This is a genomic window from uncultured Tateyamaria sp. (genome assembly GCF_947503385.1).
Classification (GTDB): domain Bacteria; phylum Pseudomonadota; class Alphaproteobacteria; order Rhodobacterales; family Rhodobacteraceae; genus Tateyamaria.
The window spans coordinates 24,664-49,181 of record NZ_CANNDO010000011.1 but is presented as its reverse complement, the minus strand read 5'-3'; the positions used below and the strand labels follow the sequence as shown (position 1 = coordinate 49,181).

Annotated in this window: 33 protein-coding genes; 26 read left to right on the top strand and 7 right to left on the bottom strand. The window is 60.8% G+C overall.

Features of this window, described 5'->3' with window-relative positions:
• The first annotated feature begins 75 nt into the window (after positions 1–75).
• On the top strand, positions 76–678 hold the full coding sequence (locus Q1A85_RS21500; RefSeq protein ID WP_299694681.1) for a TetR/AcrR family transcriptional regulator: 603 nt from the start codon (positions 76–78) through the stop codon (positions 676–678).
• Here Q1A85_RS21500 and Q1A85_RS21495 read toward each other — a convergent pair whose 3' ends face one another.
• On the bottom strand, positions 679–1,650 hold the full coding sequence (locus Q1A85_RS21495) for a hypothetical protein (protein ID WP_299694679.1): 972 nt from the start codon (positions 1,648–1,650) through the stop codon (positions 679–681).
• Positions 1,647–2,498 (bottom strand): DUF6502 family protein, encoded by an 852-nt coding sequence (locus Q1A85_RS21490; RefSeq protein WP_299694676.1) that lies wholly within the window; start codon positions 2,496–2,498, stop codon positions 1,647–1,649. The genes Q1A85_RS21495 and Q1A85_RS21490 overlap by 4 nt, the downstream gene beginning before the upstream one ends.
• A 219-nt stretch (positions 2,499–2,717) precedes the next feature.
• Here Q1A85_RS21490 and Q1A85_RS21485 point away from each other — a divergent pair, with 219 nt between their 5' ends.
• Positions 2,718–3,134 (top strand): fasciclin domain-containing protein, encoded by a 417-nt coding sequence (locus Q1A85_RS21485; protein ID WP_299694748.1) that lies wholly within the window; start codon positions 2,718–2,720, stop codon positions 3,132–3,134.
• Between the two features lie 75 nt (positions 3,135–3,209).
• On the opposite strand, the gene Q1A85_RS21480 is transcribed toward Q1A85_RS21485, so the two are convergent.
• Positions 3,210–4,589 (bottom strand): sensor histidine kinase, encoded by a 1,380-nt coding sequence (locus Q1A85_RS21480; RefSeq protein WP_299694674.1) that lies wholly within the window; start codon positions 4,587–4,589, stop codon positions 3,210–3,212.
• Positions 4,589–5,254 (bottom strand): response regulator transcription factor, encoded by a 666-nt coding sequence (locus Q1A85_RS21475; RefSeq protein ID WP_299694671.1) that lies wholly within the window; start codon positions 5,252–5,254, stop codon positions 4,589–4,591. Before Q1A85_RS21475 ends, Q1A85_RS21480 begins: the two co-directional genes overlap by 1 nt.
• A 128-nt stretch (positions 5,255–5,382) precedes the next feature.
• Between Q1A85_RS21475 and Q1A85_RS21470 the strand changes: the two genes are divergently transcribed.
• From Q1A85_RS21470 to Q1A85_RS21445, 6 genes are all read left to right on the top strand, one after another.
• Positions 5,383–6,495 carry a tricarboxylate transporter gene (locus Q1A85_RS21470; protein WP_299694668.1) on the top strand — a complete coding sequence of 371 codons (1,113 nt, stop codon included), beginning with the start codon at positions 5,383–5,385 and terminating at the stop codon, positions 6,493–6,495.
• A 97-nt stretch (positions 6,496–6,592) separates the two neighbouring features.
• Positions 6,593–8,659: a tripartite tricarboxylate transporter permease gene (locus tag Q1A85_RS21465; RefSeq protein WP_299694665.1), complete on the top strand. Its 2,067-nt coding sequence runs from the start codon at positions 6,593–6,595 to the stop codon at positions 8,657–8,659.
• The gene (locus Q1A85_RS21460; RefSeq protein ID WP_299694662.1) at positions 8,644–9,705 is read left to right on the top strand and encodes an isocitrate/isopropylmalate dehydrogenase family protein; all 1,062 of its coding nucleotides are present in this window, start codon (positions 8,644–8,646) and stop codon (positions 9,703–9,705) included. The genes Q1A85_RS21465 and Q1A85_RS21460 overlap by 16 nt, the downstream gene beginning before the upstream one ends.
• Positions 9,702–10,799 (top strand): 4-oxalomesaconate tautomerase, encoded by a 1,098-nt coding sequence (locus Q1A85_RS21455; RefSeq protein WP_299694659.1) that lies wholly within the window; start codon positions 9,702–9,704, stop codon positions 10,797–10,799. Before Q1A85_RS21460 ends, Q1A85_RS21455 begins: the two co-directional genes overlap by 4 nt.
• A gap of 198 nt (positions 10,800–10,997) precedes the next feature.
• Positions 10,998–11,678 (top strand): DUF1045 domain-containing protein, encoded by a 681-nt coding sequence (locus Q1A85_RS21450; RefSeq protein WP_299694656.1) that lies wholly within the window; start codon positions 10,998–11,000, stop codon positions 11,676–11,678.
• Between the two features lie 129 nt (positions 11,679–11,807).
• Complete coding sequence (locus tag Q1A85_RS21445; RefSeq protein ID WP_299694654.1) at positions 11,808–12,005, top strand: hypothetical protein; 198 nt, start codon at positions 11,808–11,810, stop codon at positions 12,003–12,005.
• On the opposite strand, the gene Q1A85_RS21440 is transcribed toward Q1A85_RS21445, so the two are convergent.
• Together Q1A85_RS21440 and Q1A85_RS21435 are read right to left on the bottom strand one after the other, a co-directional pair.
• The gene (locus tag Q1A85_RS21440; RefSeq protein WP_299694651.1) at positions 12,002–12,619 is read right to left on the bottom strand and encodes a TIGR02466 family protein; all 618 of its coding nucleotides are present in this window, start codon (positions 12,617–12,619) and stop codon (positions 12,002–12,004) included. The two genes, Q1A85_RS21445 and Q1A85_RS21440, sit on opposite strands and share 4 nt — an antisense overlap.
• 254 nt (positions 12,620–12,873) lie before the next feature.
• Positions 12,874–13,218: a hypothetical protein gene (locus Q1A85_RS21435; RefSeq protein ID WP_299694648.1), complete on the bottom strand. Its 345-nt coding sequence runs from the start codon at positions 13,216–13,218 to the stop codon at positions 12,874–12,876.
• Positions 13,219–13,545: 327 nt separating this feature from the next.
• On the opposite strand from Q1A85_RS21435, the gene rpmC reads away from it, so the two are divergent.
• The 11 genes from rpmC to rpmD all read left to right on the top strand — a co-directional run bounded on the left by rpmC (position 13,546) and on the right by rpmD (position 17,821).
• Entirely contained in the window at positions 13,546–13,746 is a 201-nt protein-coding gene (gene rpmC, locus Q1A85_RS21430) for a 50S ribosomal protein L29 (protein ID WP_299694645.1), read from the top strand.
• Positions 13,747–13,758: 12 nt separating this feature from the next.
• Positions 13,759–13,989 (top strand): 30S ribosomal protein S17, encoded by a 231-nt coding sequence (rpsQ, locus tag Q1A85_RS21425; protein ID WP_249706690.1) that lies wholly within the window; start codon positions 13,759–13,761, stop codon positions 13,987–13,989.
• Positions 13,990–14,066: 77 nt separating this feature from the next.
• Positions 14,067–14,435, top strand: coding sequence for a 50S ribosomal protein L14 (gene rplN / locus Q1A85_RS21420; protein WP_106609251.1), 369 nt, complete (start codon positions 14,067–14,069; stop codon positions 14,433–14,435).
• Between the two features lies 1 nt (position 14,436).
• Positions 14,437–14,742 carry a 50S ribosomal protein L24 gene (gene rplX, locus Q1A85_RS21415; protein ID WP_299694629.1) on the top strand — a complete coding sequence of 102 codons (306 nt, stop codon included), beginning with the start codon at positions 14,437–14,439 and terminating at the stop codon, positions 14,740–14,742.
• A complete protein-coding gene (rplE, locus tag Q1A85_RS21410; RefSeq protein WP_299694626.1) occupies positions 14,742–15,302 on the top strand; it encodes a 50S ribosomal protein L5 in 561 nt (186 codons plus the stop codon). Before rplX ends, rplE begins: the two co-directional genes overlap by 1 nt.
• Before the next feature lie 15 nt (positions 15,303–15,317).
• Positions 15,318–15,623, top strand: a complete 306-nt coding sequence (rpsN, locus tag Q1A85_RS21405) for a 30S ribosomal protein S14 (protein ID WP_299694623.1) — start codon at positions 15,318–15,320, stop codon at positions 15,621–15,623.
• A gap of 13 nt (positions 15,624–15,636) precedes the next feature.
• On the top strand, positions 15,637–16,029 hold the full coding sequence (gene rpsH, locus Q1A85_RS21400; RefSeq protein WP_299694620.1) for a 30S ribosomal protein S8: 393 nt from the start codon (positions 15,637–15,639) through the stop codon (positions 16,027–16,029).
• Between the two features lie 12 nt (positions 16,030–16,041).
• Complete coding sequence (gene rplF / locus Q1A85_RS21395; protein WP_299694617.1) at positions 16,042–16,575, top strand: 50S ribosomal protein L6; 534 nt, start codon at positions 16,042–16,044, stop codon at positions 16,573–16,575.
• Between the two features lie 11 nt (positions 16,576–16,586).
• Positions 16,587–16,946, top strand: a complete 360-nt coding sequence (gene rplR / locus Q1A85_RS21390; RefSeq protein ID WP_299694614.1) for a 50S ribosomal protein L18 — start codon at positions 16,587–16,589, stop codon at positions 16,944–16,946.
• Positions 16,947–17,048: 102 nt separating this feature from the next.
• Positions 17,049–17,627, top strand: a complete 579-nt coding sequence (gene rpsE, locus Q1A85_RS21385) for a 30S ribosomal protein S5 (RefSeq protein WP_299694611.1) — start codon at positions 17,049–17,051, stop codon at positions 17,625–17,627.
• Between the two features lie 5 nt (positions 17,628–17,632).
• A complete protein-coding gene (gene rpmD, locus Q1A85_RS21380; RefSeq protein WP_299694609.1) occupies positions 17,633–17,821 on the top strand; it encodes a 50S ribosomal protein L30 in 189 nt (62 codons plus the stop codon).
• Between the two features lie 84 nt (positions 17,822–17,905).
• Here the strand turns inward: rpmD and Q1A85_RS21375 are convergent, their stop codons facing one another.
• The gene (locus Q1A85_RS21375) at positions 17,906–18,544 is read right to left on the bottom strand and encodes a hypothetical protein (protein WP_299694606.1); all 639 of its coding nucleotides are present in this window, start codon (positions 18,542–18,544) and stop codon (positions 17,906–17,908) included.
• Positions 18,545–18,863: 319 nt separating this feature from the next.
• Between Q1A85_RS21375 and rplO the strand changes: the two genes are divergently transcribed.
• From rplO to rplQ, 7 genes are all read left to right on the top strand, one after another.
• Positions 18,864–19,334, top strand: coding sequence for a 50S ribosomal protein L15 (gene rplO / locus Q1A85_RS21370; RefSeq protein WP_299694603.1), 471 nt, complete (start codon positions 18,864–18,866; stop codon positions 19,332–19,334).
• Between the two features lie 117 nt (positions 19,335–19,451).
• Entirely contained in the window at positions 19,452–20,819 is a 1,368-nt protein-coding gene (gene secY / locus Q1A85_RS21365; protein ID WP_299694600.1) for a preprotein translocase subunit SecY, read from the top strand.
• A gap of 8 nt (positions 20,820–20,827) precedes the next feature.
• Positions 20,828–21,478 (top strand): adenylate kinase, encoded by a 651-nt coding sequence (locus tag Q1A85_RS21360; protein ID WP_299694597.1) that lies wholly within the window; start codon positions 20,828–20,830, stop codon positions 21,476–21,478.
• Positions 21,479–21,989: 511 nt separating this feature from the next.
• On the top strand, positions 21,990–22,358 hold the full coding sequence (gene rpsM / locus Q1A85_RS21355) for a 30S ribosomal protein S13 (protein ID WP_299694594.1): 369 nt from the start codon (positions 21,990–21,992) through the stop codon (positions 22,356–22,358).
• A 15-nt stretch (positions 22,359–22,373) separates the two neighbouring features.
• Positions 22,374–22,763, top strand: coding sequence for a 30S ribosomal protein S11 (gene rpsK, locus Q1A85_RS21350; RefSeq protein WP_299694591.1), 390 nt, complete (start codon positions 22,374–22,376; stop codon positions 22,761–22,763).
• Positions 22,764–22,876: 113 nt separating this feature from the next.
• Complete coding sequence (locus tag Q1A85_RS21345; protein WP_299694588.1) at positions 22,877–23,893, top strand: DNA-directed RNA polymerase subunit alpha; 1,017 nt, start codon at positions 22,877–22,879, stop codon at positions 23,891–23,893.
• A gap of 161 nt (positions 23,894–24,054) precedes the next feature.
• Positions 24,055–24,474, top strand: coding sequence for a 50S ribosomal protein L17 (gene rplQ / locus Q1A85_RS21340; protein WP_299694585.1), 420 nt, complete (start codon positions 24,055–24,057; stop codon positions 24,472–24,474).
• Positions 24,475–24,518: the final 44 nt, after the last annotated feature.

The window sequence follows — 24,518 nt, the reverse complement described above, 5'->3', positions numbered from 1 at the left end:
CGCTACGCAGAGATTTGACAAGAGTAAACCCTTGCGTTTACCCCTCGTGCCGGAACCTAGGGCCGGTACGGATTTATGGAAGAGCGCGCAGCCGCCAATCAGGAAAAGCGGGAACAGATTTACGCCGCAGCGGTGGCCGAATTTCAGGAGCGCGGGTTCCGTGAGGCGCGGATGGACTGCATATCGGCCCGCGCCGGAGCGTCCAAGCGGACGGTCTACAAGTATTTTGAAAGCAAGGAAAAACTGTTCCAGGAACTGATACGCCGTCACTGGGCACGTTTTGCGGCGACACTGGACGTAACCTATCAGCCGGACCGAGACATCCGGGATCAACTGACAGCAGTGGGGCGGGCCGAAGGCGCGCTTTTGACATCGCCCGAGGTTATGGCGACCACGCGGCTGGTGATGAGCGAACTGTTGCGCAGCCCCGAACTGGTCGAGGAAAATCAGGAAAAGACGGATTTTCAGGCCGCCCTCGCGCGGATGATCCAAGACGCAGATGCGGATGGGCAATTGCGTGTCGAGAACCCGCAGCAAGCGGCAGAAGAGTTTATCGCACTGATCAAGGGTAAGGCCTTTTGGCCGGTGATCTTTGGCGCGCCGGTGGTCAGCCCGGACGAGATGACCGAGATCGTGGAAAGCAGCGTCGAGATGATCATGCGTCGCTATGGCACTTGATCAGCGGATGCCAATCCGTTGCGCACTGTCGCCGCTCAGTGCGGTCGCATAAGACCCACCGTCGGCAGGGCGCAACAGGGTGCGGCGCCCGCTGACGGCTTCGGGCAATGCCACAGCGCGCCGCGCAGCGAAAAGCCCGTCATAGCGGCCAAAGAACACCGCCCGCGTCTGCGCCAGCGGGGCGAGGTCCAGTTGCCGGGCAAAGCTGTGGCCAAGGCCAGCGATCCGGTAGCCGGGCGCGGTGTCGATGGGCTCAAGATACCCTTCGACGGAAAGTTGGTTCAGCGATGTGCCGGGCCGGAACCGGCCCATTTGCAGGGTGCGTCCAATCAGGCTGGTGCCATTGTAAGACCCGGAGAGCGACGCATATTGCCCGGCAATCAGCACGCCGCCCTGTGGTGGTTGCACAAGTGTTTCGCCGATGCGCCAGCCGGTGGTGGGACTGCCGGTTACGGTGCCCGATACGCTGTCGGGTTGCTCTGGTGCAGGTCGGATCAGGCTCGTGCGCAGGGTGCCACCCGCCTGCCACACGCCGCTGGCGGCGACGCGGCGCCCGATGAGCGTGCCGCCCACTGCACCCGGTTCCATGACCACCGGCGTGCCGTTCAAAGACAGCGCGCCGCGCGATCTGCGCAAGACGCCGATCAACGGGTCCTCGACCTCAATGCGCAGGGCTTCCAAGCGGTCGCGCCGTGCGCGCGCGACAATGGTCATGGCGCGTCCCGGGATCAGGGCGCCTGTCCCGCCAATGCCGCCATTGTCAACAATCCGTACCGTATCCGGCACCTCGACCCGCAATCCGTTGATCAGAACGCTGCCTGCCCCGACCATGATGCCCACGATGCCTGTTCCGCCAATGCCCCCCTCAAACGGGTCCTCTGCCAACGCGCCGGTCTGTATGGCAGGCGCACAGCCTGCCATCGTCGCAGCGCCCAAAAGGGCAAGGGCTTGGCGTCGGTCGTATGTGGTCACGGGGTGTCAGATCCTTCGTCATCTGAATGGGGCGGTGTATCGGCGGCCTCGCGGTAAAAATATACACCCATCCGGTAGCGTTGGCGTGGCCCGTCACTGCTGTCCTGTTCCCGCCGCAGGTCGCTGGATTGCTGGCTGAGCGCTTCGAGAAGCGCCTGGCTCTCGCGCCGTGCGGTGGCTTCGATCTGGTCGACCGAGGCAGCGGTCATCTGGTTGTAAAAGACGGCACGTTCGAAAAAGGGCGGCGCGTCAGCCAACAGGTTTTCGGATGCAGCCGCCAGATGGTCCCCGACATTCGCGGCAAAAAATGCCTCGCGGTCGGCGGTGTTGCCTGTGCCCACCACGGCTTCGGCCCGCAATTCCAGCGTCCCGTTGGCAGTGTCGGACACAAGGCCCGCGCGGGTCAGTTCATCCAGCACCGTCCGCGGGCGCACGTCTTTGCTGACCGTGCGCACCAATGCGTCAAAGCCGTCCTCGGATCGGGGCAGGGCGCGCGGCGCGCCGGTCGCATCAAGAAAATCAGGGTTGGTCATCCACTGCCCGATGACGGTGGCGAGCAGGGCACTTTTGCGTCGCGCCTCGCCCGCGCCATCATCCGTCTCGGAGCGGATCGTGCGGATGTCCTTGCGGTGTACACCGGTCAACATGGCGATACGGCTGTCTGTCAGCGGCTTGTCATCGAGGGCGAAATGCGTCTCCGCCACTTCGACATAGACCCGCTTGAGCAAGCTATAAACCACGGGCGCCGTCAGTCCGCGCGCAATCATCGTACGGACCAGCGGGCGCAGTAAGCCCCTGAGAACACGCAAAAATGCGCCTGATCCGCCTGTTTGATTGCCTGAATCCATCACTCAAACCTACAGGGCGTGGAAATTTTTTCCACATCAATCCTTGATTTCCGCCACAGATGCGACAGTTCGCCACTCGTGGGAAATAATCCCACTTCAATGTGATTGTGGGGGCCGCCCGGCACACCCGAAGAAGGAGAAGACACCATGAAACGCCGTTCTTTTGTGAAAATGACTGTGGCAGGCGCAGCGCTTGCAGCCTTGGGCGCGTGCGCCGAAATGGGCGGAACGCCCGACATCGTTGATACCGCCGTTGCAGCAGGTTCGTTCAACACGCTGGTTGCCGCCGTTCAGGCCGCCGACCTCGTCGACACACTGAAGAGCCCCGGCCCCTTCACCGTGTTTGCACCCACAGATGACGCCTTTGCGGCGCTTCCTGCCGGTACGGTCGAAAACCTGCTGAAGCCCGAGAACAAGGACCAGTTGGTTGCGATCCTGACCTACCACGTTCTGCCGGGTCAGACCCTTGCCGCCGACCTTGCCGGTCAGCGTCTGAGTGTGCCCACAGTCAACGGTGCCAACGTGCATATCGATGGTCGCAACGGCGTGCGGGTCGAGCAGTCGAATGTGATCCAGGCCGACATTCTGGCGTCAAACGGCGTGATCCACGTCATCGACAAAGTTCTGATCCCCTGATCCTCTGAACGAAACAGGTTTGCCCGGGCCCTGTGAACCCCAAACGTCCCTTGGGACGGCAGGTCAGGGCAGACCCTAGCGCGGCAAGGGCCCGCCCCCTTCTTGCGCGCGGGGCAGGCGGAGCGATACCGCGAAACCTGTCCCAACCGGATCAATGGTCAGCGCGCCCCCATGACGGCGCGCGACCGCCTCGGCGATGGAGAGGCCAAGGCCAGACCCGGAACTGGGCTGTGCCTGACCGAAGCGGGCGAGGATCTTGGGAAAGTCGCCTTCGGGCACGCCTTGACCGTCATCGGCAACACTGATCCGCCAATCCTGGTCGCCCCGCAAATCGACCGTGATACTGCCAAGGCTGGGTCCACCATGCAGCAGGGCGTTGTCGATCAGGTTGCGCACGGCTTCTTCGACCATCGTGGCATCCATCGGCACCATGGCGCGGGCATCCGCGCCCGTCAGGCGCAGTTGCACGCCCTTCCGGGCCGCGAGCCCTTCGAAATCCGCCACAGTGCGCCGCAACACCTGTGCCAGATCGCTGACATTGAGCGCGTCGCCCAATCCCGCGCGGGCGCGTTCCAGTGTCATCAGGTTCTCGGCCAGGTCTCCCGCCCGTTCGGCGGCTGTGACCAAATCACTGGCCCGTGCTTTTGCGGCGTCAAGCGAGCCTGCCGTGAGGATGGATTCGCCCAGCGCGCGCACCCCTGCGATAGGGTTGCGCAACTGGTGGGACGCGTCCGAGATGAACGCCGCCTGCGCCTGCATCGCCCGGTTCACCTGCCCAAACAGCACGTTCAGGCGGTTGACCAGTCCGCGCGTCTCGACCGGAACACGACGCTGGATGGGGCTGAGGTCTTCGGAGGACCGGCTGGAAATCGCGTCTTCGAGATCGGTCAGGGGTTTGAGCCCGAAATTCACACCAAACCACACCACAAGCGCGGTGCTGACAATGAGGACAGAGATGACCGCCAGAGCCTTGAGCGCGAGGCTGGTCACAAAGGCGGTGCGCACCGCGATATCCTGCCATACGGTGACGGTAAACGTGCCGGAAAACCCGCTGATCTCGGTCACGTATTTCAGACGCAGCACGCGCACAGGCCGCCCCTTGTAGGTCGCGTCGAAGAATGCGTAGGGCCCCCCGAGTTCCGGGCCATTGTCAATCGGGACAGGGGGCACAGCAAAACCAGTGACAAAAACGCCGTCGGGCGCATAGACGTGATAACGGACGGGGCCACCGGCCGTGTCGGCCAGCAACGCCTCGGTTTCTGGCGAAATCAGGTCGCCATCGGCCAGCGCCACGTCACGGGAAACCGCCAGCGCTGTGAACAGCAGTGCATTGTCATAAAGATCCTTGCCCGTCTCCCGCGCCTCGCCCAGCCGCCAAAGTCCCACGCCAACCGAGATCAGGACAAGCGGGATCAGGATGATCGCGAACAGCCGCAGGCGCAGCGAACTGCCCATCATAGCACCTCAAGCCGGTAGCCAAGGCCCCGCTGCGCCCGGATGTCGACACCGTGGGCGCGCAAACGCTTGCGCAAGCGCGAGACGTGGACCTCGATCGCGCTGTCCTCCACATCCGCACCGGTGCCGTAGACCTGTTCAATCAGGTCAGCTTTGGCCACGACCCGCCCGTCGGTGCGCATCAATGCCTCAATCACTGACAATTCGCGCCGGGGCAGGTCCAGTGGGCCATCCCCGCTGTTTACGCTGCGCGATTGAATGTCCAGACGCAGCGGGCCAAAGGTCAGCGTCGTTTCGATATCCTGCGCGCGCCGGCGCAGCAGCGCGCGGATGCGCGCCTCGAGTTCGTCCATGTCGAACGGTTTGGTGAGGTAGTCATCGGCGCCCGCGTCAAGGCCAATCACCCGTGCCTCCACATCGCCCTGCGCAGTCAGGAGCAGCACAGGCCGCGCGTCTCCGCGCGCCCGCAGGTTACGCAGAACGCTCAGACCGTCGAGATGCGGCAGATTGATGTCGAGCACCACAAGGTCGTTGGCGTCGCTTTGCAGAAACGTATCCGCATCCGCACCGTCATGGATCAGATCGGTGGCGTGACCCCGATCCTCCAACCGGTAGGCGATGCCCTTGGCCACGCTTTCGTTGTCTTCGACAATCGCGATGCGCATACGGTTTTTTGGCCCGGTGTTAGTTTCGTGCAAGTTTCAGCAGTTAAGCTGATGCGGTCAGGCGGGGCAATCCCGCCGAATCGTGTCGCAGGGCCATGCAACGTCCTGTGCACATTGGGAGGAAGTCTATGACACTGAATAAAACGGCCCGTGGGGCCGCATTGGGTGCTGCTGTTGTGGCAGCGAGTTTTGCAACACAGACCGTGGCCGGTGGTCACGGGATCGACCTGACCGGCAAGACGGTCGAATGGGTGATCCCGTTCTCGGAAACAGGCGGGTCAGCCAAATGGGCCAACTTTTACGCGCCACTGCTGAGCGAGGCGCTGCCCGGTCAGCCGACCGTCGTCGTCAAGTTCATGCCCGGCGCAGGGTCGACCAAGGGGGCCAACTGGTTTCAGGAGCAGTCCTATGACGACAGCGAAGGCACGCTGATCTTTGGCTCGTCCGGTTCCACGCAGTTTCCCTATCTGCTGGGCGATCCGCGCGTGCGGTACGAGTACAACGACTGGAATGTGGTTCTGGCCTCGGGCACGGGCGGTGTCGCTTATTTGCCGCCTGCCATGTCTGCCAAGATGGACGGAATGGACGCAACCGCGCTGCAGGGCGAGGATTTCATCTATGGGTCTCAAGGTGCGACGCGCCTCGACCTCGTGCCGCTTCTGGCGTGGGAAATGCTGGGTCTGAACGTCGAACCGGTGTTTGGCATCAAGGGCCGTGGCGACGGTCGTCTTATGTTCGAACGTGGCGAGGCGAATATCGATTACCAGACGTCGTCGTCCTACCTCAAAGGGGTGACGCCTTTGGTCGAGGCGGGCACAGCCGTGCCAATGATGTCCTGGGGCGCGCTGGATGCGGATGGTAACATTGTACGCGATCCGACGTTCCCCGACATGCCGACATTCAAAGAGGTCTGCGACGCCACACCCGCCTGCGAGACCAGCGGCGAAAAGTGGGATGCGTGGAAAGCCTTCTTTATCGCCGGGTTTCCTGCGCAAAAGATGGTGTTTCTGCCAGCCGGTGCCTCCAACGATGCGATCGTGACCTATACGGCTGCGTTCGAGGCAATCAAGGCGCGCGGCGATTTTGCTGAAATCTCGGGCGCACGTCTGGGCAAGTACCCGCAGATGACAGGCGACGAAGCCGCCGGTGCGCTTAACAGCGCCACCAACGTGCCGGACGCCGCCAAGACGTTCGTCGTGGATTGGCTTAAGGACCGCTACGGCGTGTCGCTTGACGGCTGATTTCCGCGCTGGATTTAAGCGGTAGGGCGGGCTTAAGCCCGCCCTACGTTCCGGTTGCACGTTGCGCGCGGCCTGCCCTCCGCCAAGGAGCCCCCCCATGGACTTTTTCACCCTTGCTTTGCCCGCTCTCGGAGATGCCGCAGGGCTGATCCTGCAACCCGTTGTGCTGGGCTATCTGGTGATGGGCGTGGTCATGGGCCTGTGTGTGGGCGTCTTCCCTGGATTGGGGGGCATTGCGGGCCTGTCGTTGCTGTTGCCGTTCATGTTCGGCATGGACCCGGTTCTGGGTCTGGCGCTGATGATTGGCATGGTCGCAGTGGTGCCGACGTCGGATACGTTTGCGTCCGTTCTGATGGGGATACCGGGGTCATCGGCGTCTCAGGCGACTGTGCTGGATGGCTTTCCCATGGCCAAGAAAGGGGAGGCGGCGCGGGCCTTGTCCGCCGCCTTTGCCTCATCGCTGTTCGGTGGCCTTGTGGGCGCGGCGTTTCTAACGCTGTTCATCCTCGTGGCCCGTCCCATCGTGCTGGAATTCCGCACGCCGGAACTCTTGATGATCACCATCTTTGGCCTGTCGATGGTGGGTATCCTCGCCGGGCGGGTCGCGCTCAAGGGTCTTGTGGCCGCAGCGCTGGGTATGCTTGTCGGTGTCATTGGCGAGGGCGCGTTTGAAGGTGAATTGCGCATGATCCCGTCAGACTGGGTCTATGCGGACAGTGGCACGGCGGCCTTCACCGTCTATCAATATATGGGCGACGGGCTGAAACTGGTTATCGTGGGCCTTGGCATTTTTGCCATTCCCGAGATCGTGGCGCTGCTGCGGCAGGACCGATCCATCTCGGATCGCTCGCCGCTGGGTGGCGGCTGGCTCAGCGGCGTGCGCGACTGGTTTGCCAATATCTGGCTGTCAGTGCGGTGCTCGATCATCGGTGTCGTCGTTGGTGTGATCCCCGGCTTGGGCGGGTCGGTCGTGGACTGGATCGCCTACGGCCACGCGGTACAGACAACCAAGGACAAGTCCAAGTTCGGCAGCGGTGAGATCCGCGGCGTGATCGGGCCGGAAAGCTCGAACAATGCCAAGGAAGGCGGCGGGCTGGTGCCCACGTTGCTGTTCGGTATTCCCGGCTCCGGCTCCATGGCGATCTTTATCGGGGCGATTGCCCTGTTGGGTTCGGGCAATATCGAGGTCGGTCCCTCGATGCTGCAAAACAACCTCGACATTACCTATGCCATCGTGTGGCTGCTGGCGCTGGCCAATGTGGTGGGCACACTGATTTGTATCGCGGCCTCGGGTGGCATCGCGCGCCTGACAACCATCCCCTTTGGCCTTTTGGCGCCGTTCCTGTTCATGATCATCAGCTTTGCCGCGTTCCAGTCGGGCCAAAACCTGATGGACCTCGTGGCCCTGCTGGGTATCGGGCTGCTCGGTATAATGATGCGCCGCTTTGACTGGTCGCGCCCGGCCTTTCTGATCGGTTTCGTGCTGTCGAACCCGGCGGAGAACTATGCCAACCAAGCCGTGCAGATCGCGCAGTCGCGGTTCCGCAAAAGCATGGGCGAGGGGATGGAGTATATCTTTTCCCCCATCGTGATCGTGCTGTTGATCATCACCGTGATCTCTGTCGTCGTCGGCTTGCGACAGGCCAAACAAATCATGGCTGAAGGCGAAGTGCAGGCGGGCACCAAGCGCGCGCCGTTTATCTTCCTGCTGGTGGTGCTGGCCTTTCTCGTGACCGCATTCGCCAACGCTTGGACCATCCCCGACTATGCGTGGCGCGACCGGGTGTTCCCGATGTTCGTGGCGGGCATCGCGGTGGTCGGCGCGCTGGTCCTTGTCGTGCAGATGATGATCCGCGAGGAGGCACATCCGCTTTTTGCCGATAGGGAGGTTACGGATGCGGAGGTCAACAGCCACGGTTTATGGTCCACGCTTGCATGGTTCGCGGGTCTCTTGGCGCTGACGGCGATGCTTGGGTTCATTCTCGCTCTGGGCCTCTTCCTCTTTGCCTTCATCAAGGTGCGCGCAGGCCGCAGCGCCGGGTTTGCTGCCGCGTACACGGTCGCCGGGATCGCCTTTATGTGTGGAATGGCGGCGCTGCTCAACCGTGACTTTCCTCCGGGGCTCCTGCAAAGCTATGTTGACTTGCCATGGCCGCTGACCTGACTTTCCTACGCCTCGACGGCGACGGGATCGGCCCCGAGATCATGGCCGCGACGATGACTGTGCTCGACGCGGCGCGCCCGTTTATCGTGCGCGGTATTCGGGTCGAAACGGCAGAAATAGGCTTTGCCGCCCACGAACTCTACGGCACCACCATCACCGACGACGTCATCTCCCAAGCCCGCGCGGTAGACGGTGTGCTGCTGGGGCCAGTGTCACACAACGCCTATCCGGAGCGTGACATGGGCGGGCTGAACCCGTCTGGCGTGTTGCGTGGTGCGCTTGATCTTTTCGCAAACATCCGGCCCGCGCGGGCGTGGGATGGGCTGCCCTGTCCGTCGCAGACGCCCATTGATCTTGTGGTCGTGCGCGAGAACCTCGAAGGGTTCTACGCCGACCGCAACATGCATGTGGGCGCGGGCGAGGTGATGCCGGTACCGGGCGTTGCGTTGGCCACCCGCAAAATCACCGAGGCGGGCTCTCGCCGGATTGCCGAAGCGGCGTTCGAGATTGCCATGCAGCGCCCCGCGCGCAAGGTGACGGCGGTGCACAAGGCCAACGTCATGCGCCTGTCGGATGGGCTGTTCCTTGACACCGTGCGGGATGTGGCACGGCTCTATCCCGAAGTGAGTTATGACGAAGAGCTTGTAGACGCGTCCGCGGCCCTTTTGGTGCGTGACGCGGCCCGTTTCGATGTGATCGTGACCACCAACATGTTTGGTGATATCCTCAGCGATCTGGCATCGGAACTTGCCGGGGGCCTTGGCCTTGCCGGGTCGCTGAACCGCGGACCGGAGGCGGTGGCGGCGCAAGCGCAGCATGGATCAGCCCCTGCCATTGCCGGTATGGACCTTGCCAATCCGACGTCGCTGATCCTTTCTCTGGGAATGCTCTTGCGCCATCTGGACGAAGCGGATGCGGCGGACCGGATCACAAATGCCATCGCGACCTGCCTGTCGGACCCCGACCTGCGCACGGCTGATCTGGGTGGTACGCTGGGCACGCAGGCCTTTGCCGCAGCCGTTGCCCAGCATATGGAAACGACATGACACAAACCGCCATCCCCTACCTTTTCCTGCGCGGGGGCACCTCGCGTGGCCCGTATTTCAACCGGGCCGATCTGCCCGAAGACCGGGAGACATTGGCGCAGGTTCTTGCAACGGTCATGGGTGCCGGCAACCCGCGCAATATTGACGGTCTGGGCGGCGGCAACGCGGTCACAACCAAAGTTGCCATGCTGTCCGCATCCGACGACCCCGAGGCAGACATAGACTACTTCTTTGCCCAAGTGGCCGTCGAAGACCGTCTGGTGGATTTTGCCCCGACCTGTGGAAACATCCTCGTCGGTGTCGGACCTGCCGCGATTGAAATGGGGTTGGTGCCCGTCGCAGGCGACACGACGTCTCTGCGCATCCGCGCGGTCAACACCGGCGCTTTGGTCGAGGCCGTGGTCCAGACCCCCGGCGGTTCGGTGCGCTATGACGGAGAGGTCGCCATTGACGGCGTGCCGGGGACCGCGGCGCCGGTGGCGCTGAACTTCATGGAAGTCGTGGGGTCGCGCACAGGCGCGCTTTTTCCCACCGGGGCCGCCTGCGAAACGATCAACGGGGTCGCGGTCACCTGCATTGATGTTGCGATGCCAATGATGATCGCGCGCGCCGCAGACCTTGGGATCACGGGCCACGAAAGCCAACAGGACTTGGATGACAACGCGGGCCTATTTAAGCGGATCGAGGCGCTGCGCCTCGAATCGGGCCAGCGCATGGGATTGGGCGATGTCACCAAATCCGTTGTGCCCAAGGTGGGTCTGGTGGCCGAACCGGCCCATGCAGGCCATATGGCCGCGCGTTACTTTATGCCGTGGACCACGCACCCGACGCTGGCCGTCACCGGATCGCAATGCCTGACCGCCTGCGCGCTGGCGCCGGGCACCGTGGCCTATGATCTGGCGCGCCGCCCGACAGAAAGCCCCGCAACCTTCACCCTCGAACACCCGATGGGCACGATGGATGTGTTGGTGCAGTTCGAATATGGCGCGGACGGGTTTCAGTTCATATCCGCCGGGGTGACACGCACGGCCCGCCTTCTGGCGCGGGGGGAGGTGATGGTGCCATCCGGCATATGGGCGGGTCACGCGATCTGATCGTGCACGGGCAGCCAATACGCTTGCAACCCGCGCGCCCCTTGGAGCCAGCAGCGTTGCGCGGGCCGGACGCCACCCCATGTTCCGATTGTCTCAGGTGGCCCGACATCACCACTCCGCCTATACCAGCGGTAGGCATTGGCGCGCCGTACGTCCTGTGTCATGACCCTGTCACATCGGCAGCTGAAATGGCGGGACATGTTTCGACGCTACGCAATCTACTATACGCCCGAACCGGGCAGCGCGCTTGCTGTATTCGGCGCAAGCTGGCTGGGCTGGGACAGCGCCACAGGCGCGCCGGTGTCAGACCCGGCGGCGGATGGGGTCGACAGGGCCGCGATCACCGATACGCCACGCAAATACGGGTTCCACGGCACGATCAAACCGCCGTTCCGGCTGGCGGACGGACACAGGCCCGACGCGCTTGCGCAGGCACTGGCGGCGCTTTGCGCGGACGCGGCCCCTGTCACACTGGACGGATTGCACCTTGCGCGCCTTGGCCGGTTCCTTGCGCTTGTGCCGGAGGGCGACATGGCCGCGCTTGCCTGCCTTGCGGCGCGCGCGGTGCAGGAACTGGACGGCTTTCGCGCGCCGCTGACGGACGCTGAACTGGCAAAACGCCGTGCGGCACGGCTCACTCCAGAACAGGATGCGCTGCTGGTGCTGTGGGGCTATCCATATGTCCTTGATGCATTTCGGTTCCATCTGACCCTGACCGGACGGCTCGACCCGGACACCGCGACCCGCGCCGAAGCGGTGTTGGCCCCGCAACTGGCCAAGCTGTCATTGAGCCCTTACACGATCAATGGCCTGACCCTTCTGGGCGAGGACGAGACCGGGAGTTTTCACCAAATCTCGCGCCATCGCCTGACCGCGTGACGCCGAGCACCAGCCGTTCCCCGCAGGGCGGATCACCTTGGGTCTGACAGGTTCCGGCAAACATTTGCAGCCAGATACAGCAATCTCTGTTACGCTGATCGCAGTGTCGCCTCATAAAAAGGTCTTCAGATGAAACAGGTGCCTAAACCAACCACCGACGACGATCTGATACAGGCGTTCCTCGACAAAGGAGGGGAGGTCAAAAAGGGCAAAACCAAACCGATGCCCGAAGGGCTTGGCCTCAGCAACAACCAATGGGGCAACAAGCTGACCAAAGAGGAAAAGGCCGCCCGCAAAGCCGCGGAAAAGCCAAAAACGGGCAGCTAGTCCCAGCTGTAGTTAAAGCTGACGGACACACGCTCGTCCTCGGCCATGTTCATCGGCACCTCGTGCCGCAGCCAGCTTTCCCACAGCAGCACGTCGCCGACATTTGGTTTGGCATAGTGGAACTGGCGCAGGTCCTCGGGCGCATCCTTTGTCCGGCTTGGGGAGGCCATCATCATAGGCAGGCGCGGGTCTTCGAGTTTTAACGCTGAGGTCCCTTCGGGCATCGCAACATATGTCGTGCCGGAAATCACCGAATGCGGGTGGATGTGGCTGGTGTGAATGCCGCCCTCAGGCAGGATGTTGATCCAGATGCTGTCGAGCTTGAGGGCCTTGTCGCCCAGATCAAACGCCAATTCCTTGGCAAATGCCGCAACATGCGCGTCCAGCGCTTTGACCAGATCGGCAAAGATCGGAAACCGCCAGGGCAGATCGTCAAGCGAGGCATAAGACGTATAGCCCGGATACCCCTCCCGCTCGCACCAATCCTGCCCGGCCTCGTCATCCTCGGCGATGGCATAGCAGTGTTGTTCCAGCTCGTCCGGGGCGACCTTGGGCGCGAATTCGGAGAGTGCGGCGTGGTAGAGACGGGTGGCGAAGAGGGATTTGATGTTCATGTCGGTTCAATATCGTGGAACGCGACACCGGGCCAGTGCGGAGCGGGAGTTTTGCATCGACATTTGCGACTGAGCACCCGCTGATGGTCACAGCGCTGCTGCGCCTTGCTGCCGTCGCACGGGCACCTGTGCGTTTTTAGCGCCAGCGATACGACCGGCGTCAGGGTTCACTTGCATATTCGATATCGTCCCATTTTACGCCAGTGGGTCTGTTCAACGTCACGAGGACCAAAACAGGTTGCTGGGCTGTGCATTCAGAGATGAGGACCAATTCCGTGGGTGGGGTACCGCGATAATCCAACCACTACTATAGCCGCGCGGCCGTCAGCGGTGATCGCGTCCGCCTCAATTGAAAGCGCGTCCACGCCAGGTTCGAACTCAATGATTTCGAAGAAGGCAAAGGCGGGGACGCCACCTCGGGACATACCATCCAGACGTCCGTTGACGTCAAAGAAATCAGGCGCCTCAATAACTGCGTCATGCGCGCGGACAATCAAAGTGTCTTGTCCCTCGCCAGCGGAGGCGTTGATCGGTCCGTTACGCTGACGATGCTGTTTCCATCTGTGCCGGTGAATGATCCACATCTCGGTGATGTCCAATTCGACACCGTCGACTGCGGTGTCTTCGGAGTTGGTCGCCGCATCATCATTGTTGTCACAGAAAGCGGCGGGCGCTACCCCAAACAACGCTTACAATGCAAAGGCATCAACTGCTTTGCCTCATTAAGTGTTTCGATAGGGTAGAGGGTGACGCGGGAGAGTGTCGCATTCAGGGCGCATGTCAGGCATGGCGTGTTGAAATGGAATCAAGAAACACACTTGCCATACCCCCGGTGCCCCCATATACGGCCCGTCTAATCACCCACTCCACGGGAATCGGTGTCACGCCTTTGGCGGCTCCCTCGTGATGTTGAAAGGAAAAGGCGCATGAACGCCCAGGAACTTCGGGATAAGACCCCGGACCAGCTTCGTGATGAACTGGTCAACTTGAAAAAAGAAGCCTTCAACCTGCGTTTCCAAGCCGCCACCGGCGCGCTTGAGAACCCCGCGCGGATGCGCCAGGTGCGCCGCGACGTGGCGCGGGTCAATACGATCCTCAACGAAAAAGCCCGAGCGGCTGCGGAATAAGGAAGACACGATATGCCCAAGCGTATTCTGACCGGCACCGTGACATCCGATGCCAACGCCCAAACAGTGACCGTGAGCGTCGAGCGCCGCTTTACGCACCCGGTTCTGAAAAAGACCATTCGTAAGTCCAAGAAGTACCGGGCGCACGACGAGAAAAACACGTTCAAGGTCGGCGACAGCGTCCGCATCATCGAATGCGCGCCCAAGTCGAAAACAAAACGCTGGGAGGTGCTGGAGGCGTAAGCCAACGGCATAGCCCACATTAATCGAAACCCTGGGGATCAGGCACGCATCGCCCCCCAAAGGTCGGGAGAAACCAAATGATCCAGATGCAAACCAACCTGGATGTTGCTGACAACAGCGGCGCACGCCGTGTTCAGTGCATCAAGGTTCTGGGTGGTTCCAAGCGTAAATACGCATCCGTTGGCGACGTCATCGTCGTTTCGGTCAAGGAAGCCATCCCGCGCGGTCGCGTGAAAAAGGGTGACGTCCGCAAGGCCGTCGTCGTGCGCACCGCCAAAGAGGTCCGTCGCGAAGACGGCACCGCCATCCGTTTTGACCGCAACGCTGCTGTCATCCTGAACAACAACAACGAGCCCGTCGGCACCCGGATCTTTGGACCCGTCGTGCGCGAGCTGCGCGCGAAGAACTTCATGAAGATCATCTCGCTTGCTCCGGAGGTGCTGTAACATGGCTGCGAAACTGAAATCCGGCGACAAGGTCGTCGTGCTGACAGGCAAGGACAAGGGCAAGGAAGGCACGATTTCTTCCGTTGACCCCAAGGCGAACAAAGCCGTCGTTGACGGCATCAACATCGCCATCCGCGCCACCCGTCAAACACAGCAATCGCAGGGCGGTCGCATTCCCAAGGCGATGCCGGTCGACCTGAGCAACCTCGCGCTGCTGGATGCCAACGGCAAACCCACGCGCGTGGGCTTCAAGATGGACGGCGACAAGAAAGTGCGCTTTGCCAAGACAACAGGGGACGTGATCTGATGCTCGACACTGCAAACTACACACCCCGCCTCAAGGATCAGTACAAGTCGACGATCCGTGCCGCGATGAAAGAAGAGTTCGGCTACGGCAACGACATGCAGATCCCGCGTCTGGACAAGATCGTGCTGAACATTGGCTGTGGCGCCGAGGCTGTCCGTGACAGCAAAAAAGCCAAAGCCGCGGTCGAGGACCTGACCGCAATCGCCGGTCAGAAAGCCATGGCAACGCTCGCCAAGAAATCCATCGCGGGTTTCCGGGTGCGTGAAGAGATGCCTCTGGGCGCCAAGGTGACCCTGCGCGGCGACCGGATGTACGAATTCCTTGATCGCCTGATCACCATCGCGCTGCCCCGCGTCCGCGACTTTCGCGGCGTGAAGCCCAGCTTTGATGGTCGCGGCAACTTTGCCATGGGCATGAAAGAGCACATCGTGTTCCCCGAGATCGACTTCGACAAGGTCGACGAGGTCTGGGGCATGGACATCATCATCACCACCACCGCGAACACAGACGCGGAAGCAAAGAGCCTGTTGAAAGCCTTCAACATGCCCTTCAACGCGTAAGAGGGATTAGAGAGAATGGCTAAGAAATCCATGATCGCCCGCGAAGTGAAGCGTCAAAAGCTGGTGGAGAAATATGCTGCCAAGCGCGCTGAGCTCAAGGAAATCATTTCCGACGAAAGCAAACCGATGGAAGAGCGCTTTCGCGCGTCGCTGAAGCTGGCAAAACTGCCCCGCAACAGCTCTGCCACACGTTTGCACAACCGCTGCCAGCTGACGGGACGGCCGCACGCGTATTACCGCAAGCTGAAAATCAGCCGTATCGCGTTGCGGGAACTTGGCTCCATGGGCCAGATCCCCGGCCTCGTGAAATCCAGCTGGTAAGGGAGAGACAGATATGAATGATCCTATCGGCGATATGCTCACCCGTATCCGCAACAGCCAGATGCGCGGTAAATCCGTGGTCGAAACACCTGCGTCCAAACTGCGCGAGCGCGTGCTCGAAGTGCTGGCGGACGAAGGCTATATCCGCGGGTTTGAAAAAACCTCCGGTGCGGACGGCCACCCCGCTATTGAAATCAGCCTCAAGTATTACGAAGGCGAGCCTGTGATCCGCGAACTCAAGCGCGTGTCCAAGCCCGGCCGTCGCGTGTACATGGGCAAAGATGACATCCCGTCGGTCCGTCAGGGCCTGGGCGTGTCGATTGTCTCCACCTCCAAAGGTGTGATGTCGGATGCAAATGCACGAGCGGCCAATGTTGGCGGCGAAGTGCTTTGCACGATCTTCTAAGGAGCGCAGCAGATGTCTCGTATTGGTAAGAAACCGGTCGATCTGCCCTCGGGTGTTTCCGCATCCGTCTCCGGTCAGACGATCGAAGTGAAAGGGCCCAAGGGCACCCGCAGCTTCACCGCCACAGATGACGTGACCCTGAAGGTCGAAGACAACGTCGTGACCATCGAACCCCGCGGCCTGTCCAAGCGCGCGCGCCAGCAGTGGGGCATGTCCCGCACGCAGGTGCAGAACTGCGTGACGGGTGTGACCGAAGGTTTCAAGAAAGAGCTTGAAATCCAAGGGGTTGGTTACCGGGCTCAGATGCAGGGCAACACCCTGAAACTGAACCTCGGCCTCAGCCACGATGTGGACTTTGTGGCGCCTGAAGGTGTTACAGTGACCGCGCCCAAGCAGACCGAGATCGTGGTCGAGGGCATCGACCAGCAACAGGTCGGCGAAGTGGCCGCGAAAATCCGCGAGTGGCGCAAGCCCGAGCCCTACAAGGGCAAAGGCATCCGCTACAAAGGCGAGTTTATCTTCCGTAAGGAAGGCAAGAAGAAGTAAGGACCAGACAGATGGCAAACAGCAAACGGACCCTGTTCCTCAAGCGCCGCCTGCGCGTCCGGAACAAACTGCGCAAGGTCAACGCCGGGCGTCCTCGCCTGACCGTGCACCGTTCAAACAAGAACATCAGCGTTCAGCTGATCGACGATGAGAACGGCGTAACCCTGGCCGCGGCCTCCACCCTCGAAAAAGACCTCGGGCTGGCGGGCAAGAACAACGTCGAAGCAGCCGCCAAGGTGGGTGCAGCGATTGCCGAACGCGCAAAGAAAGCGGGCGTCGAAGAAGCCTATTTCGATCGCGGCGGCTTCCTCTTTCATGGCAAGGTGAAGGCTCTGGCCGACGCTGCGCGTGAAGGCGGGCTCAAGATCTAAGACCCTGTGGGTGGCGTCCGCGCCACCCCGATGATCCGGGGGCATCCCGCCCACCAGGATTGAGTAGAACTGGCGCAAGCCACCCATCATAAGGACTGTCAAATGGCAGAACGTGATAACCGCCGGGGCAACCGTCGCGACCGTGACGAAACCCCTGAATTCGCAGACCGTCTGGTCGCGATCAACCGTGTGTCGAAAACCGTGAAGGGTGGTAAGCGCTTTGGCTTTGCCGCACTTGTCGTTGTTGGCGACCAAAAAGGCCGCGTTGGCTTTGGCAAAGGCAAAGCCAAAGAGGTGCCCGAGGCGATCCGCAAGGCGACCGAGCAGGCCAAGCGCCAGATGATCCGCGTGCAACTGCGCGAAGGCCGCACCCTGCACCACGACATGGAAGGGCGCCACGGCGCCGGCAAAGTTGTGATGCGCACCGCCCCAGAGGGTACCGGTATCATCGCCGGTGGTCCGATGCGTGCCGTGTTCGAAATGCTGGGCATTAAGGACGTTGTGTCCAAGTCCATCGGCTCGCAAAACCCATACAACATGATCCGCGCCACCATCGACGGCCTGAAGAAAGAGCAATCGCCGCGCGCGGTCGCCCAGCGTCGTGGCAAGAAGGTCGGTGATATCCTGCCCAAGCGGGACGAAGCACCCGATGCGTCGGCTCAAGTGGCTGAGGAGGCCTAAGTCAGATGGCAAAGACAATCGTCGTCAAGCAAATCGGTTCGCCCATCCGTCGCCCCGCAGAACAGCGCGCGACCCTGATCGGTCTCGGGCTGAACAAAATGCACAAGACCCGCGAACTCGAAGACACACCTTCGGTCCGCGGCATGGTTCGCAAGATCCCGCATCTGGTCGAGATCATCGAAGAACGCGGCTGAACTACACGCCGACAACATGCAAAAGCCGCCCTCCGATCGGGGGCGGCTTTTTCTATGCCTGACGCACTGGGAGGACAGTGTGCGTCAGGCCAGATGGCGGCTGTAGGGCAGGGCGCTGCTACGCGCTGCCGCGACACGACCGCTCAGGATCGCGCTGACAATCATCGTGTTCAGCGTGAACAAGTACAGCGGATAGGCCAGCAGCAGCCAGTCCACCTGCCCGACCGACAGAATGGCCAGGCTGGATGCGATGATGGAAATGCCCCATTTGACCAGCGTTTCGCTGGTGGGGCGGCAAAAGGCTTTGATCACCGTCAATGACCCGCCCAGCAGGCTGATCGTGATGGTCAGCGCCAGCGTATAGGCCGCGTTTTCGGTAAAGTACCATACCACGAGGCCGATGATCGCCAGCCAGACGACCCGTTCGTCTGGGCGGGTGAGGAATACGCCTTTGCCGTGGGTGATCGACATCAGGAACACCGTCACTGTGCCTGCGACCTGTGCCCCTGCAAACCACAATGTGGTTGTGGCACCCTCGGCATATTGTGCGGCCAGCGCCAGAGAACTCAGCAGTGTCCAGATCAGCCAAGAGGCGCGTTGCGGGTGGGTTTTGCCGCGCAGAATGTCACGTATATACGGCAGGTAGGCGACTATGCTCAGCGCGGCGGATAACATCCCCACCATACGCTGAGCATCTGCGTCGAGATAAAAGAACGCTTGCATTCAAAAGTGCCCCAAAAGTTCGGCAAAATAGCCGGGCGTTTCAAAATTGAGAGGTCTAAAAAGAGTACCTGATGAATATGTAAGCCAGTGTGCGCTGAGGCGATATGGAGGAAAACCCCACCTTTCCGAAATTTGGGGGCCGCAATCCGAAATTTTCTGACGAAAACACGAAATTGCCCCACAACACTGCCGCTTGCACGGATCACGACACGACGTTATACGCCCCCGGTGGCCCAGTGCCACGTTCAGAATCAACCAAGAAACGCCGTGGTTGGCCCGTCATCGCTTCGTGGGTCACATCCGGCAAAGGAGAAGCGATATGAAACTGCATGAGCTGCAGGACAATCCTGGTGCAACCAAGCGCAAAAAGCGCGTCGGCCGTGGTCCCGGTTCGGGCATGGGTAAGATGGGTGGCCGGGGTATCAAAGGTCAGAAATCCCGTTCCGGCGTGGCCATCAATGGCTACGAAGGCGGTCAAATGCCCCTCTACCAACGTCTGCCCAAGCGGGGCTTTAACAAGCCCAACCGCAAAGAATTCGCCGTTGTGAACCTTGGTCTGATCCAGAAGTTCATCGACGCAGGCAAACTCGACGCGAAAAAGGCGATCGACGAAGATGCGCTGATCGCGTCCGGTCTCGTGCGTCGCAAGCGTGACGGTGTGCGTATTCTGGCCAAAGGCGACATCACGTCCAAAGTTGACATCTCCGTGACTGGCGCATCCAAATCGGCTGTTGAAGCCGTGGAAAAAGCCGGTGGCAGCCTCGCCGTTGCCGCAGCGGCCGCCGAGTAAGCTGAGCCATGGCTTGTGAGCCGCGCCCGCGCGGCTTACATAGTCCCTAGTTTTTCCCGACGCCGTCCGCCGGAGAACCGTGCAGGACGGCGTTTTGCCATAAAGGAACATGCCCGCATGGTATCTGCCGTCGAGAACATGGCCGCCAACACGAGCTGGAGCGCTCTGGGCAAGGCCACCGACCTGCGCAATCGCATCCTGTTTACCCTTGGTCTGCTGATCGTTTACCGCTTGGGCACATTTATCCCGGTGCCGGGCATTGATGGCGCGGCCCTGCGGGAGTTCATGGAAAGTGCGGGGCAGGGCATCGGCGGCATGGTCAGCATGTTCACCGGCGGCGCACTCGGGCGCATGGGCATCTTTGCGCTCGGCATCATGCCCTACATCTCGGCCTCGATTATCGTGCAGCTTTTGGGTTCCATGTGGGAACCGCTGAAGCAGCTGAAGAAAGAGGGCGAACAGGGCCGCAAAAAGCTCAACCAGTACACGCGCTATGGCACCGTGGCGCTGGCGACATTGCAGGCTTGGGGCCTTGCTGTCAGCCTTGAGGGGGGCGATCTGGTCACCGATCCGGGTCTCTATTTCCGTGTGGCCTGCCTGATCACGCTGGTGGGTGGCACCATGTTCCTGATGTGGCTGGGCGAGCAGATCACCGCACGTGGCATCGGCAACGGTATTTCACTGATCATCTTTGTCGGCATCATCGCCGAAGTGCCCGCCGCTTTGGCCCAGTTCTTTGCGAGCGGTCGCAGCGGCGCGCTGAGCCCGGCAATCATAGTGGGCGTTATCGTCATGGTCATTGCGACCATCACCTTTGTGGTGTTCATGGAACGCGCCCTGCGCAAGATCCATATCCAATACCCCCGTCGTCAGGTTGGCATGAAGGTCTATGATGGCGGCTCGTCCCACCTGCCGGTCAAGGTAAACCCAGCCGGTGTGATCCCCGCGATCTTTGCCTCGTCGCTGTTGCTGTTGCCGGTCACGATCAGCACTTTCTCGGGCAATTCGACCAGCCCGGTCATGTCGTGGTTGCTGGCGAATTTTGGCCCCGGCCAACCGCTGTACCTGTTGTTCTTTGCGGCAATGATCGTGTTCTTTGCCTATTTCTACACGTTCAACGTCAGCTTCAAACCCGAAGACGTGGCAGAGAACCTCAAGAACCAGAACGGCTTTGTCCCCGGCATCCGCCCCGGCAAAAAGACCGAAGAGTACCTGGAATATGTGGTCAACCGCATCCTCGTTCTGGGCTCTGGTTACTTGGCGCTTGTGTGTTTGTTGCCCGAAGTGTTGCGCGGTGAATTCGCCATTCCGTTCTACTTTGGCGGCACGTCCGTGCTGATTGTCGTGTCCGTGACCATGGATACGATCCAGCAAGTCCAGAGCCACCTGCTCGCCCATCAATACGAAGGCCTTATTGAGAGATCGCAATTGCGTGGTAAGAGTGGTGGCAAAGGCCGCCGCAAGCGCAGCCCGATCCGGAGATAGGGACGACAATGAATATTATTTTGCTGGGCCCGCCGGGCGCGGGTAAGGGCACGCAAGCGCGTTTCCTCGTGGAAGAGCGCGGCATGGTGCAGCTGAGCACGGGCGACATGCTGCGCGCCGCCAAGGACAGCGGGACAGAAATGGGCCAGATCGTGGCTGACGTGATGGCGCGCGGTGCGCTGGTCACGGACGAGATTGTCATTGGCCTGATCCGCGAACAGCTGGAAACGGTCAAGGCCAACGGCTTTATCTTTGACGGCTTCCCCCGGACGTTGGCACAAGCGGACGCTCTGGCTGAGCTGCTGGCCGAGAAGGGTGAACGCCTCGATGCTGTGATCGAGATGGAAGTGGACGACGAAGCGCTCGTCGCCCGCATCGTGGCCCGCTCGACCTGCGGCATGTGCGGTGAGGTCTACAACGACAACACCAAGCCCATTCCAGCGGACGGCAAATGCACCAATTGCGGGGCCGAAGACAATTTCAAACGTCGGGCAGACGACAATGAGGAAAGCCTCAAGACCCGGCTGATGGAATACTACAAGAAGACCTCGCCGCTGATCGGTTACTATTACGCCAAGGGCCAGCTGTCCAAGATCGACGGACTAGGCGAGATCGGGCAAGTGAAGGCGGCGATTGCTGGTGTCATCGACAACAGTTGATTGCCATCCAGAGCTTCAAACTGAATTGGAAGCCTAAGCCGATCTTATCGCTGAGGAGCGAAAGGCACTGCATGGTGCCACTTTGAGGCTACACCTCCCGCGCCTGGCAATAGCGAAAGTGGCGATCGCGATAAGCGCGGTTGTGCCTGCATTTTCAGCGCCGCTATTGTTAACTGTATTGCCTCTCATCTGGTTGCGCTCAGTTGTGCTGGATGCTCCGATGCGTCGCATGGTCAAACAGTTCAAATCGATTGAGACGAAGTTTAAGGACTGAGGGCGTCGGTTGTGTCATGACCCCGGATTGCCGGTGGACATTTTGGAACTGTAGCGTGGGGGTTGACGCCCCCTATTTCTAAGCCTATTCCACGCCATCTCTAACGAGAATCAAAGGCGGGAACGCGTCCCGTCGGATCACCTGATCAGCGGCAGGCCCGGGGGCAAAATCCACGGGCCTTATGTTGTGAAAAAAGGGCCTGGAATGACGGGCTCGCAACGAAAAGGATAGCCAAACGTGGCACGTATTGCAGGGGTCAACATCCCCACCGCCAAGCGTGTTCCGATCGCCCTGACCTACATCACAGGCATCGGCAACACCTCCGCCCAGAAAATTTGTGAAGCCGTCGGGATCGACATGACCCGTCGCGTGAACGAACTGAGCGATGCAGAAGTTCTGAAAATCCGCGAGCATATCGACGAGCACTTTACCGTCGAAGGCGACCTGCGCCGCGAGACGACCATGAACATCAAACGTCTCATGGACCTTGGCTGCTACCGTGGCCTGCGTCATCGCCGCAACCTGCCCGTCCGCGGTCAGCGCACCCACACAAACGCTCGCACCCGCAAAGGCCCCGCAAAGGCCATTGCCGGTAAGAAGAAATAAGGGAGGGCTGCACTCATGGCACGTGATACACGGCGCACTAAGCGCAAGGTCTCCAAGAATATCGCGGCGGGCGTTGCCCACGTGAATTCGTCGTTCAACAACACCAAGATCCTGATCTCGGACGTACAGGGCAACGCCATTTCGTGGTCGTCTGCCGGTACAATGGGCTTCAAGGGCTCGCGGAAATCCACACCTTACGCAGCCCAGATGGCTGCCGAGGATGCGGGCCGCAAGGCACAGGAACACGGCGTGAAAACGCTTGAGGTTGAAGTGCAGGGTCCCGGGTCTGGCCGCGAGAGTGCGTTGCGCGCGCTGGCTGCCGTTGGGTTCAACATCACGTCCATCCGCGACGTGACACCGATTGCCCACAATGGTTGCCGCCCGCCGAAACGCCGCCGCGTCTAAGCGACAACGATTATACTTTGGGGCCGTGCATCATGTGCGGCCCCGATCCGCATTTTGAAACCTCGGGAGCCCACGTGCTCGGACATGGCACGTTGGCAAGAATGGAGGGACGCATGATCCACAAAAACTGGGCCGAACTGATCAAGCCACAACAGCTTGACGTCAAGCCGGGCAACGAGCCCGCGCGACAGGCGACCGTCACCGCCGAACCGCTGGAACGCGGCTTTGGTTTGACGATGGGCAACGCGCTGCGCCGCGTGCTTTTGTCGTCGCTGCAAGGTGCCGCGATCACATCTGTGCAAATCGACAACGTGCTGCACGAGTTCTCGTCTGTTGCCGGTGTCCGCGAGGACGTGACCGACATCATCCTGAACCTCAAGCAGGTCTCGATCCGCATGGAAGTCGAAGGGCCCAAGCGCCTGTCGATCTCCGCCAAGGGTCCGGGCGTTGTCACCGCCGGTGACATCTCGGAAAGCGCGGGCATCGAAATCCTCAATCGCGACCACGTGATCTGCCACCTCGACGACGGTGCGGATGTCTACATGGAGCTGACGGTGAACACCGGCAAAGGCTATGTGTCTGCGGACAAGAACAAGCCCGAAGACGCGCCCATCGGCCTGATCCCGATCGACGCGATCTATTCGCCCGTCAAGAAAGTCAGCTACGATGTCCAACCCACCCGCGAGGGACAGGTGCTGGACTATGACAAGCTGACCATGAAGGTCGAAACCGATGGCTCCATCACGCCGGATGACGCCGTGGCCTTTGCCGCGCGTATTCTGCAGGACCAGCTTGGCATCTTCGTCAACTTCGACGAGCCGGAAAGTGCATCGCGTCAGGACGACGACGACGGTCTCGAGTTCAACCCGCTTCTGCTCAAGAAAGTGGACGAACTGGAACTGTCGGTGCGTTCGGCGAACTGCCTCAAAAACGATAACATCGTTTATATTGGGGACCTCATTCAGAAGACCGAAGCCGAGATGCTGCGCACGCCGAACTTTGGCCGCAAGTCGCTGAACGAGATCAAGGAAGTCTTGTCGGGCATGGGTCTGCACCTTGGCATGGATGTCGAGGACTGGCCGCCGGACAACATCGAAGACCTCGCCAAGAAGTTCGAAGACAACTTCTAAGGCCGTGGTGGGCTGATGCGCGCCATACCGAAACTGTCGTAGGCCGGGCTTCAGCCCGGCACGCGCACCCGGGCTTTGTGCCCCAAGGAGAGCCCAAGACACGCATCGCGGGCCAGACAAAGCAAAAACGCCCGTAGAGGGCACCAAATGGAGATAGAAATATGCGTCACGCACGTGGCTACCGCCGCCTGAACCGGACACACGAACACCGCAAAGCGCTGTTCTCGAACATGGCAGGCTCGCTCATCGAACATGAGCAAATCAAAACAACCTTGCCCAAAGCCAAGGAACTGCGCCCGATCGTGGAAAAGCTGATCACGCTCGCCAAGCGCGGCGATCAGCACGCTCGCCGTCAGGCTGCGTCCAAGCTGAAGGAAGCGCAATACGTTGAAAAGCTGTTCGACGTCCTTGGACCCCGCTATGCTGAGCGTCAGGGCGGCTATGTGCGTGTCCTCAAGGCGGGCTTCCGCTATGGCGACATGGCGCCCATGGCGATCATCGAATTTGTCGACCGCGACCGTGACGCCAAAGGCGCCGCAGACAAGGCACGCGTTGCCGCCGAAGAGGCGGGCGAAGAGTAAGTCGCGCGCGCCAGAGATTTTTGGAAACCCCCGTCCAATGTGGC

What these genes read in the sequence shown, in the direction of transcription:
- Q1A85_RS21500 (WP_299694681.1), top strand. Translation starts at nt 76, where the DNA reads ATGGAAGAGCGCGCAGCCGCCAATCAGGAAAAGCGGGAACAGATTTAC.
- Q1A85_RS21490 (WP_299694676.1), bottom strand. Translation starts at nt 2,498, where the DNA reads ATGGATTCAGGCAATCAAACAGGCGGATCAGGCGCATTTTTGCGTGTT.
- Q1A85_RS21485 (WP_299694748.1), top strand. Translation starts at nt 2,718, where the DNA reads ATGGGCGGAACGCCCGACATCGTTGATACCGCCGTTGCAGCAGGTTCG.
- Q1A85_RS21480 (WP_299694674.1), bottom strand. Translation starts at nt 4,589, where the DNA reads ATGGGCAGTTCGCTGCGCCTGCGGCTGTTCGCGATCATCCTGATCCCG.
- Q1A85_RS21475 (WP_299694671.1), bottom strand. Translation starts at nt 5,254, where the DNA reads ATGCGCATCGCGATTGTCGAAGACAACGAAAGCGTGGCCAAGGGCATC.
- Q1A85_RS21470 (WP_299694668.1), top strand. Translation starts at nt 5,383, where the DNA reads ATGACACTGAATAAAACGGCCCGTGGGGCCGCATTGGGTGCTGCTGTT.
- Q1A85_RS21465 (WP_299694665.1), top strand. Translation starts at nt 6,593, where the DNA reads ATGGACTTTTTCACCCTTGCTTTGCCCGCTCTCGGAGATGCCGCAGGG.
- Q1A85_RS21460 (WP_299694662.1), top strand. Translation starts at nt 8,644, where the DNA reads ATGGCCGCTGACCTGACTTTCCTACGCCTCGACGGCGACGGGATCGGC.
- Q1A85_RS21455 (WP_299694659.1), top strand. Translation starts at nt 9,702, where the DNA reads ATGACACAAACCGCCATCCCCTACCTTTTCCTGCGCGGGGGCACCTCG.
- Q1A85_RS21450 (WP_299694656.1), top strand. Translation starts at nt 10,998, where the DNA reads ATGTTTCGACGCTACGCAATCTACTATACGCCCGAACCGGGCAGCGCG.
- Q1A85_RS21445 (WP_299694654.1), top strand. Translation starts at nt 11,808, where the DNA reads ATGAAACAGGTGCCTAAACCAACCACCGACGACGATCTGATACAGGCG.
- Q1A85_RS21440 (WP_299694651.1), bottom strand. Translation starts at nt 12,619, where the DNA reads ATGAACATCAAATCCCTCTTCGCCACCCGTCTCTACCACGCCGCACTC.
- rpmC (WP_299694645.1), top strand. Translation starts at nt 13,546, where the DNA reads ATGAACGCCCAGGAACTTCGGGATAAGACCCCGGACCAGCTTCGTGAT.
- rpsQ (WP_249706690.1), top strand. Translation starts at nt 13,759, where the DNA reads ATGCCCAAGCGTATTCTGACCGGCACCGTGACATCCGATGCCAACGCC.
- rplN (WP_106609251.1), top strand. Translation starts at nt 14,067, where the DNA reads ATGATCCAGATGCAAACCAACCTGGATGTTGCTGACAACAGCGGCGCA.
- rplX (WP_299694629.1), top strand. Translation starts at nt 14,437, where the DNA reads ATGGCTGCGAAACTGAAATCCGGCGACAAGGTCGTCGTGCTGACAGGC.
- rplE (WP_299694626.1), top strand. Translation starts at nt 14,742, where the DNA reads ATGCTCGACACTGCAAACTACACACCCCGCCTCAAGGATCAGTACAAG.
- rpsN (WP_299694623.1), top strand. Translation starts at nt 15,318, where the DNA reads ATGGCTAAGAAATCCATGATCGCCCGCGAAGTGAAGCGTCAAAAGCTG.
- rpsH (WP_299694620.1), top strand. Translation starts at nt 15,637, where the DNA reads ATGAATGATCCTATCGGCGATATGCTCACCCGTATCCGCAACAGCCAG.
- rplF (WP_299694617.1), top strand. Translation starts at nt 16,042, where the DNA reads ATGTCTCGTATTGGTAAGAAACCGGTCGATCTGCCCTCGGGTGTTTCC.
- rplR (WP_299694614.1), top strand. Translation starts at nt 16,587, where the DNA reads ATGGCAAACAGCAAACGGACCCTGTTCCTCAAGCGCCGCCTGCGCGTC.
- rpsE (WP_299694611.1), top strand. Translation starts at nt 17,049, where the DNA reads ATGGCAGAACGTGATAACCGCCGGGGCAACCGTCGCGACCGTGACGAA.
- rpmD (WP_299694609.1), top strand. Translation starts at nt 17,633, where the DNA reads ATGGCAAAGACAATCGTCGTCAAGCAAATCGGTTCGCCCATCCGTCGC.
- Q1A85_RS21375 (WP_299694606.1), bottom strand. Translation starts at nt 18,544, where the DNA reads ATGCAAGCGTTCTTTTATCTCGACGCAGATGCTCAGCGTATGGTGGGG.
- rplO (WP_299694603.1), top strand. Translation starts at nt 18,864, where the DNA reads ATGAAACTGCATGAGCTGCAGGACAATCCTGGTGCAACCAAGCGCAAA.
- secY (WP_299694600.1), top strand. Translation starts at nt 19,452, where the DNA reads ATGGTATCTGCCGTCGAGAACATGGCCGCCAACACGAGCTGGAGCGCT.
- Q1A85_RS21360 (WP_299694597.1), top strand. Translation starts at nt 20,828, where the DNA reads ATGAATATTATTTTGCTGGGCCCGCCGGGCGCGGGTAAGGGCACGCAA.
- rpsK (WP_299694591.1), top strand. Translation starts at nt 22,374, where the DNA reads ATGGCACGTGATACACGGCGCACTAAGCGCAAGGTCTCCAAGAATATC.
- Q1A85_RS21345 (WP_299694588.1), top strand. Translation starts at nt 22,877, where the DNA reads ATGATCCACAAAAACTGGGCCGAACTGATCAAGCCACAACAGCTTGAC.
- rplQ (WP_299694585.1), top strand. Translation starts at nt 24,055, where the DNA reads ATGCGTCACGCACGTGGCTACCGCCGCCTGAACCGGACACACGAACAC.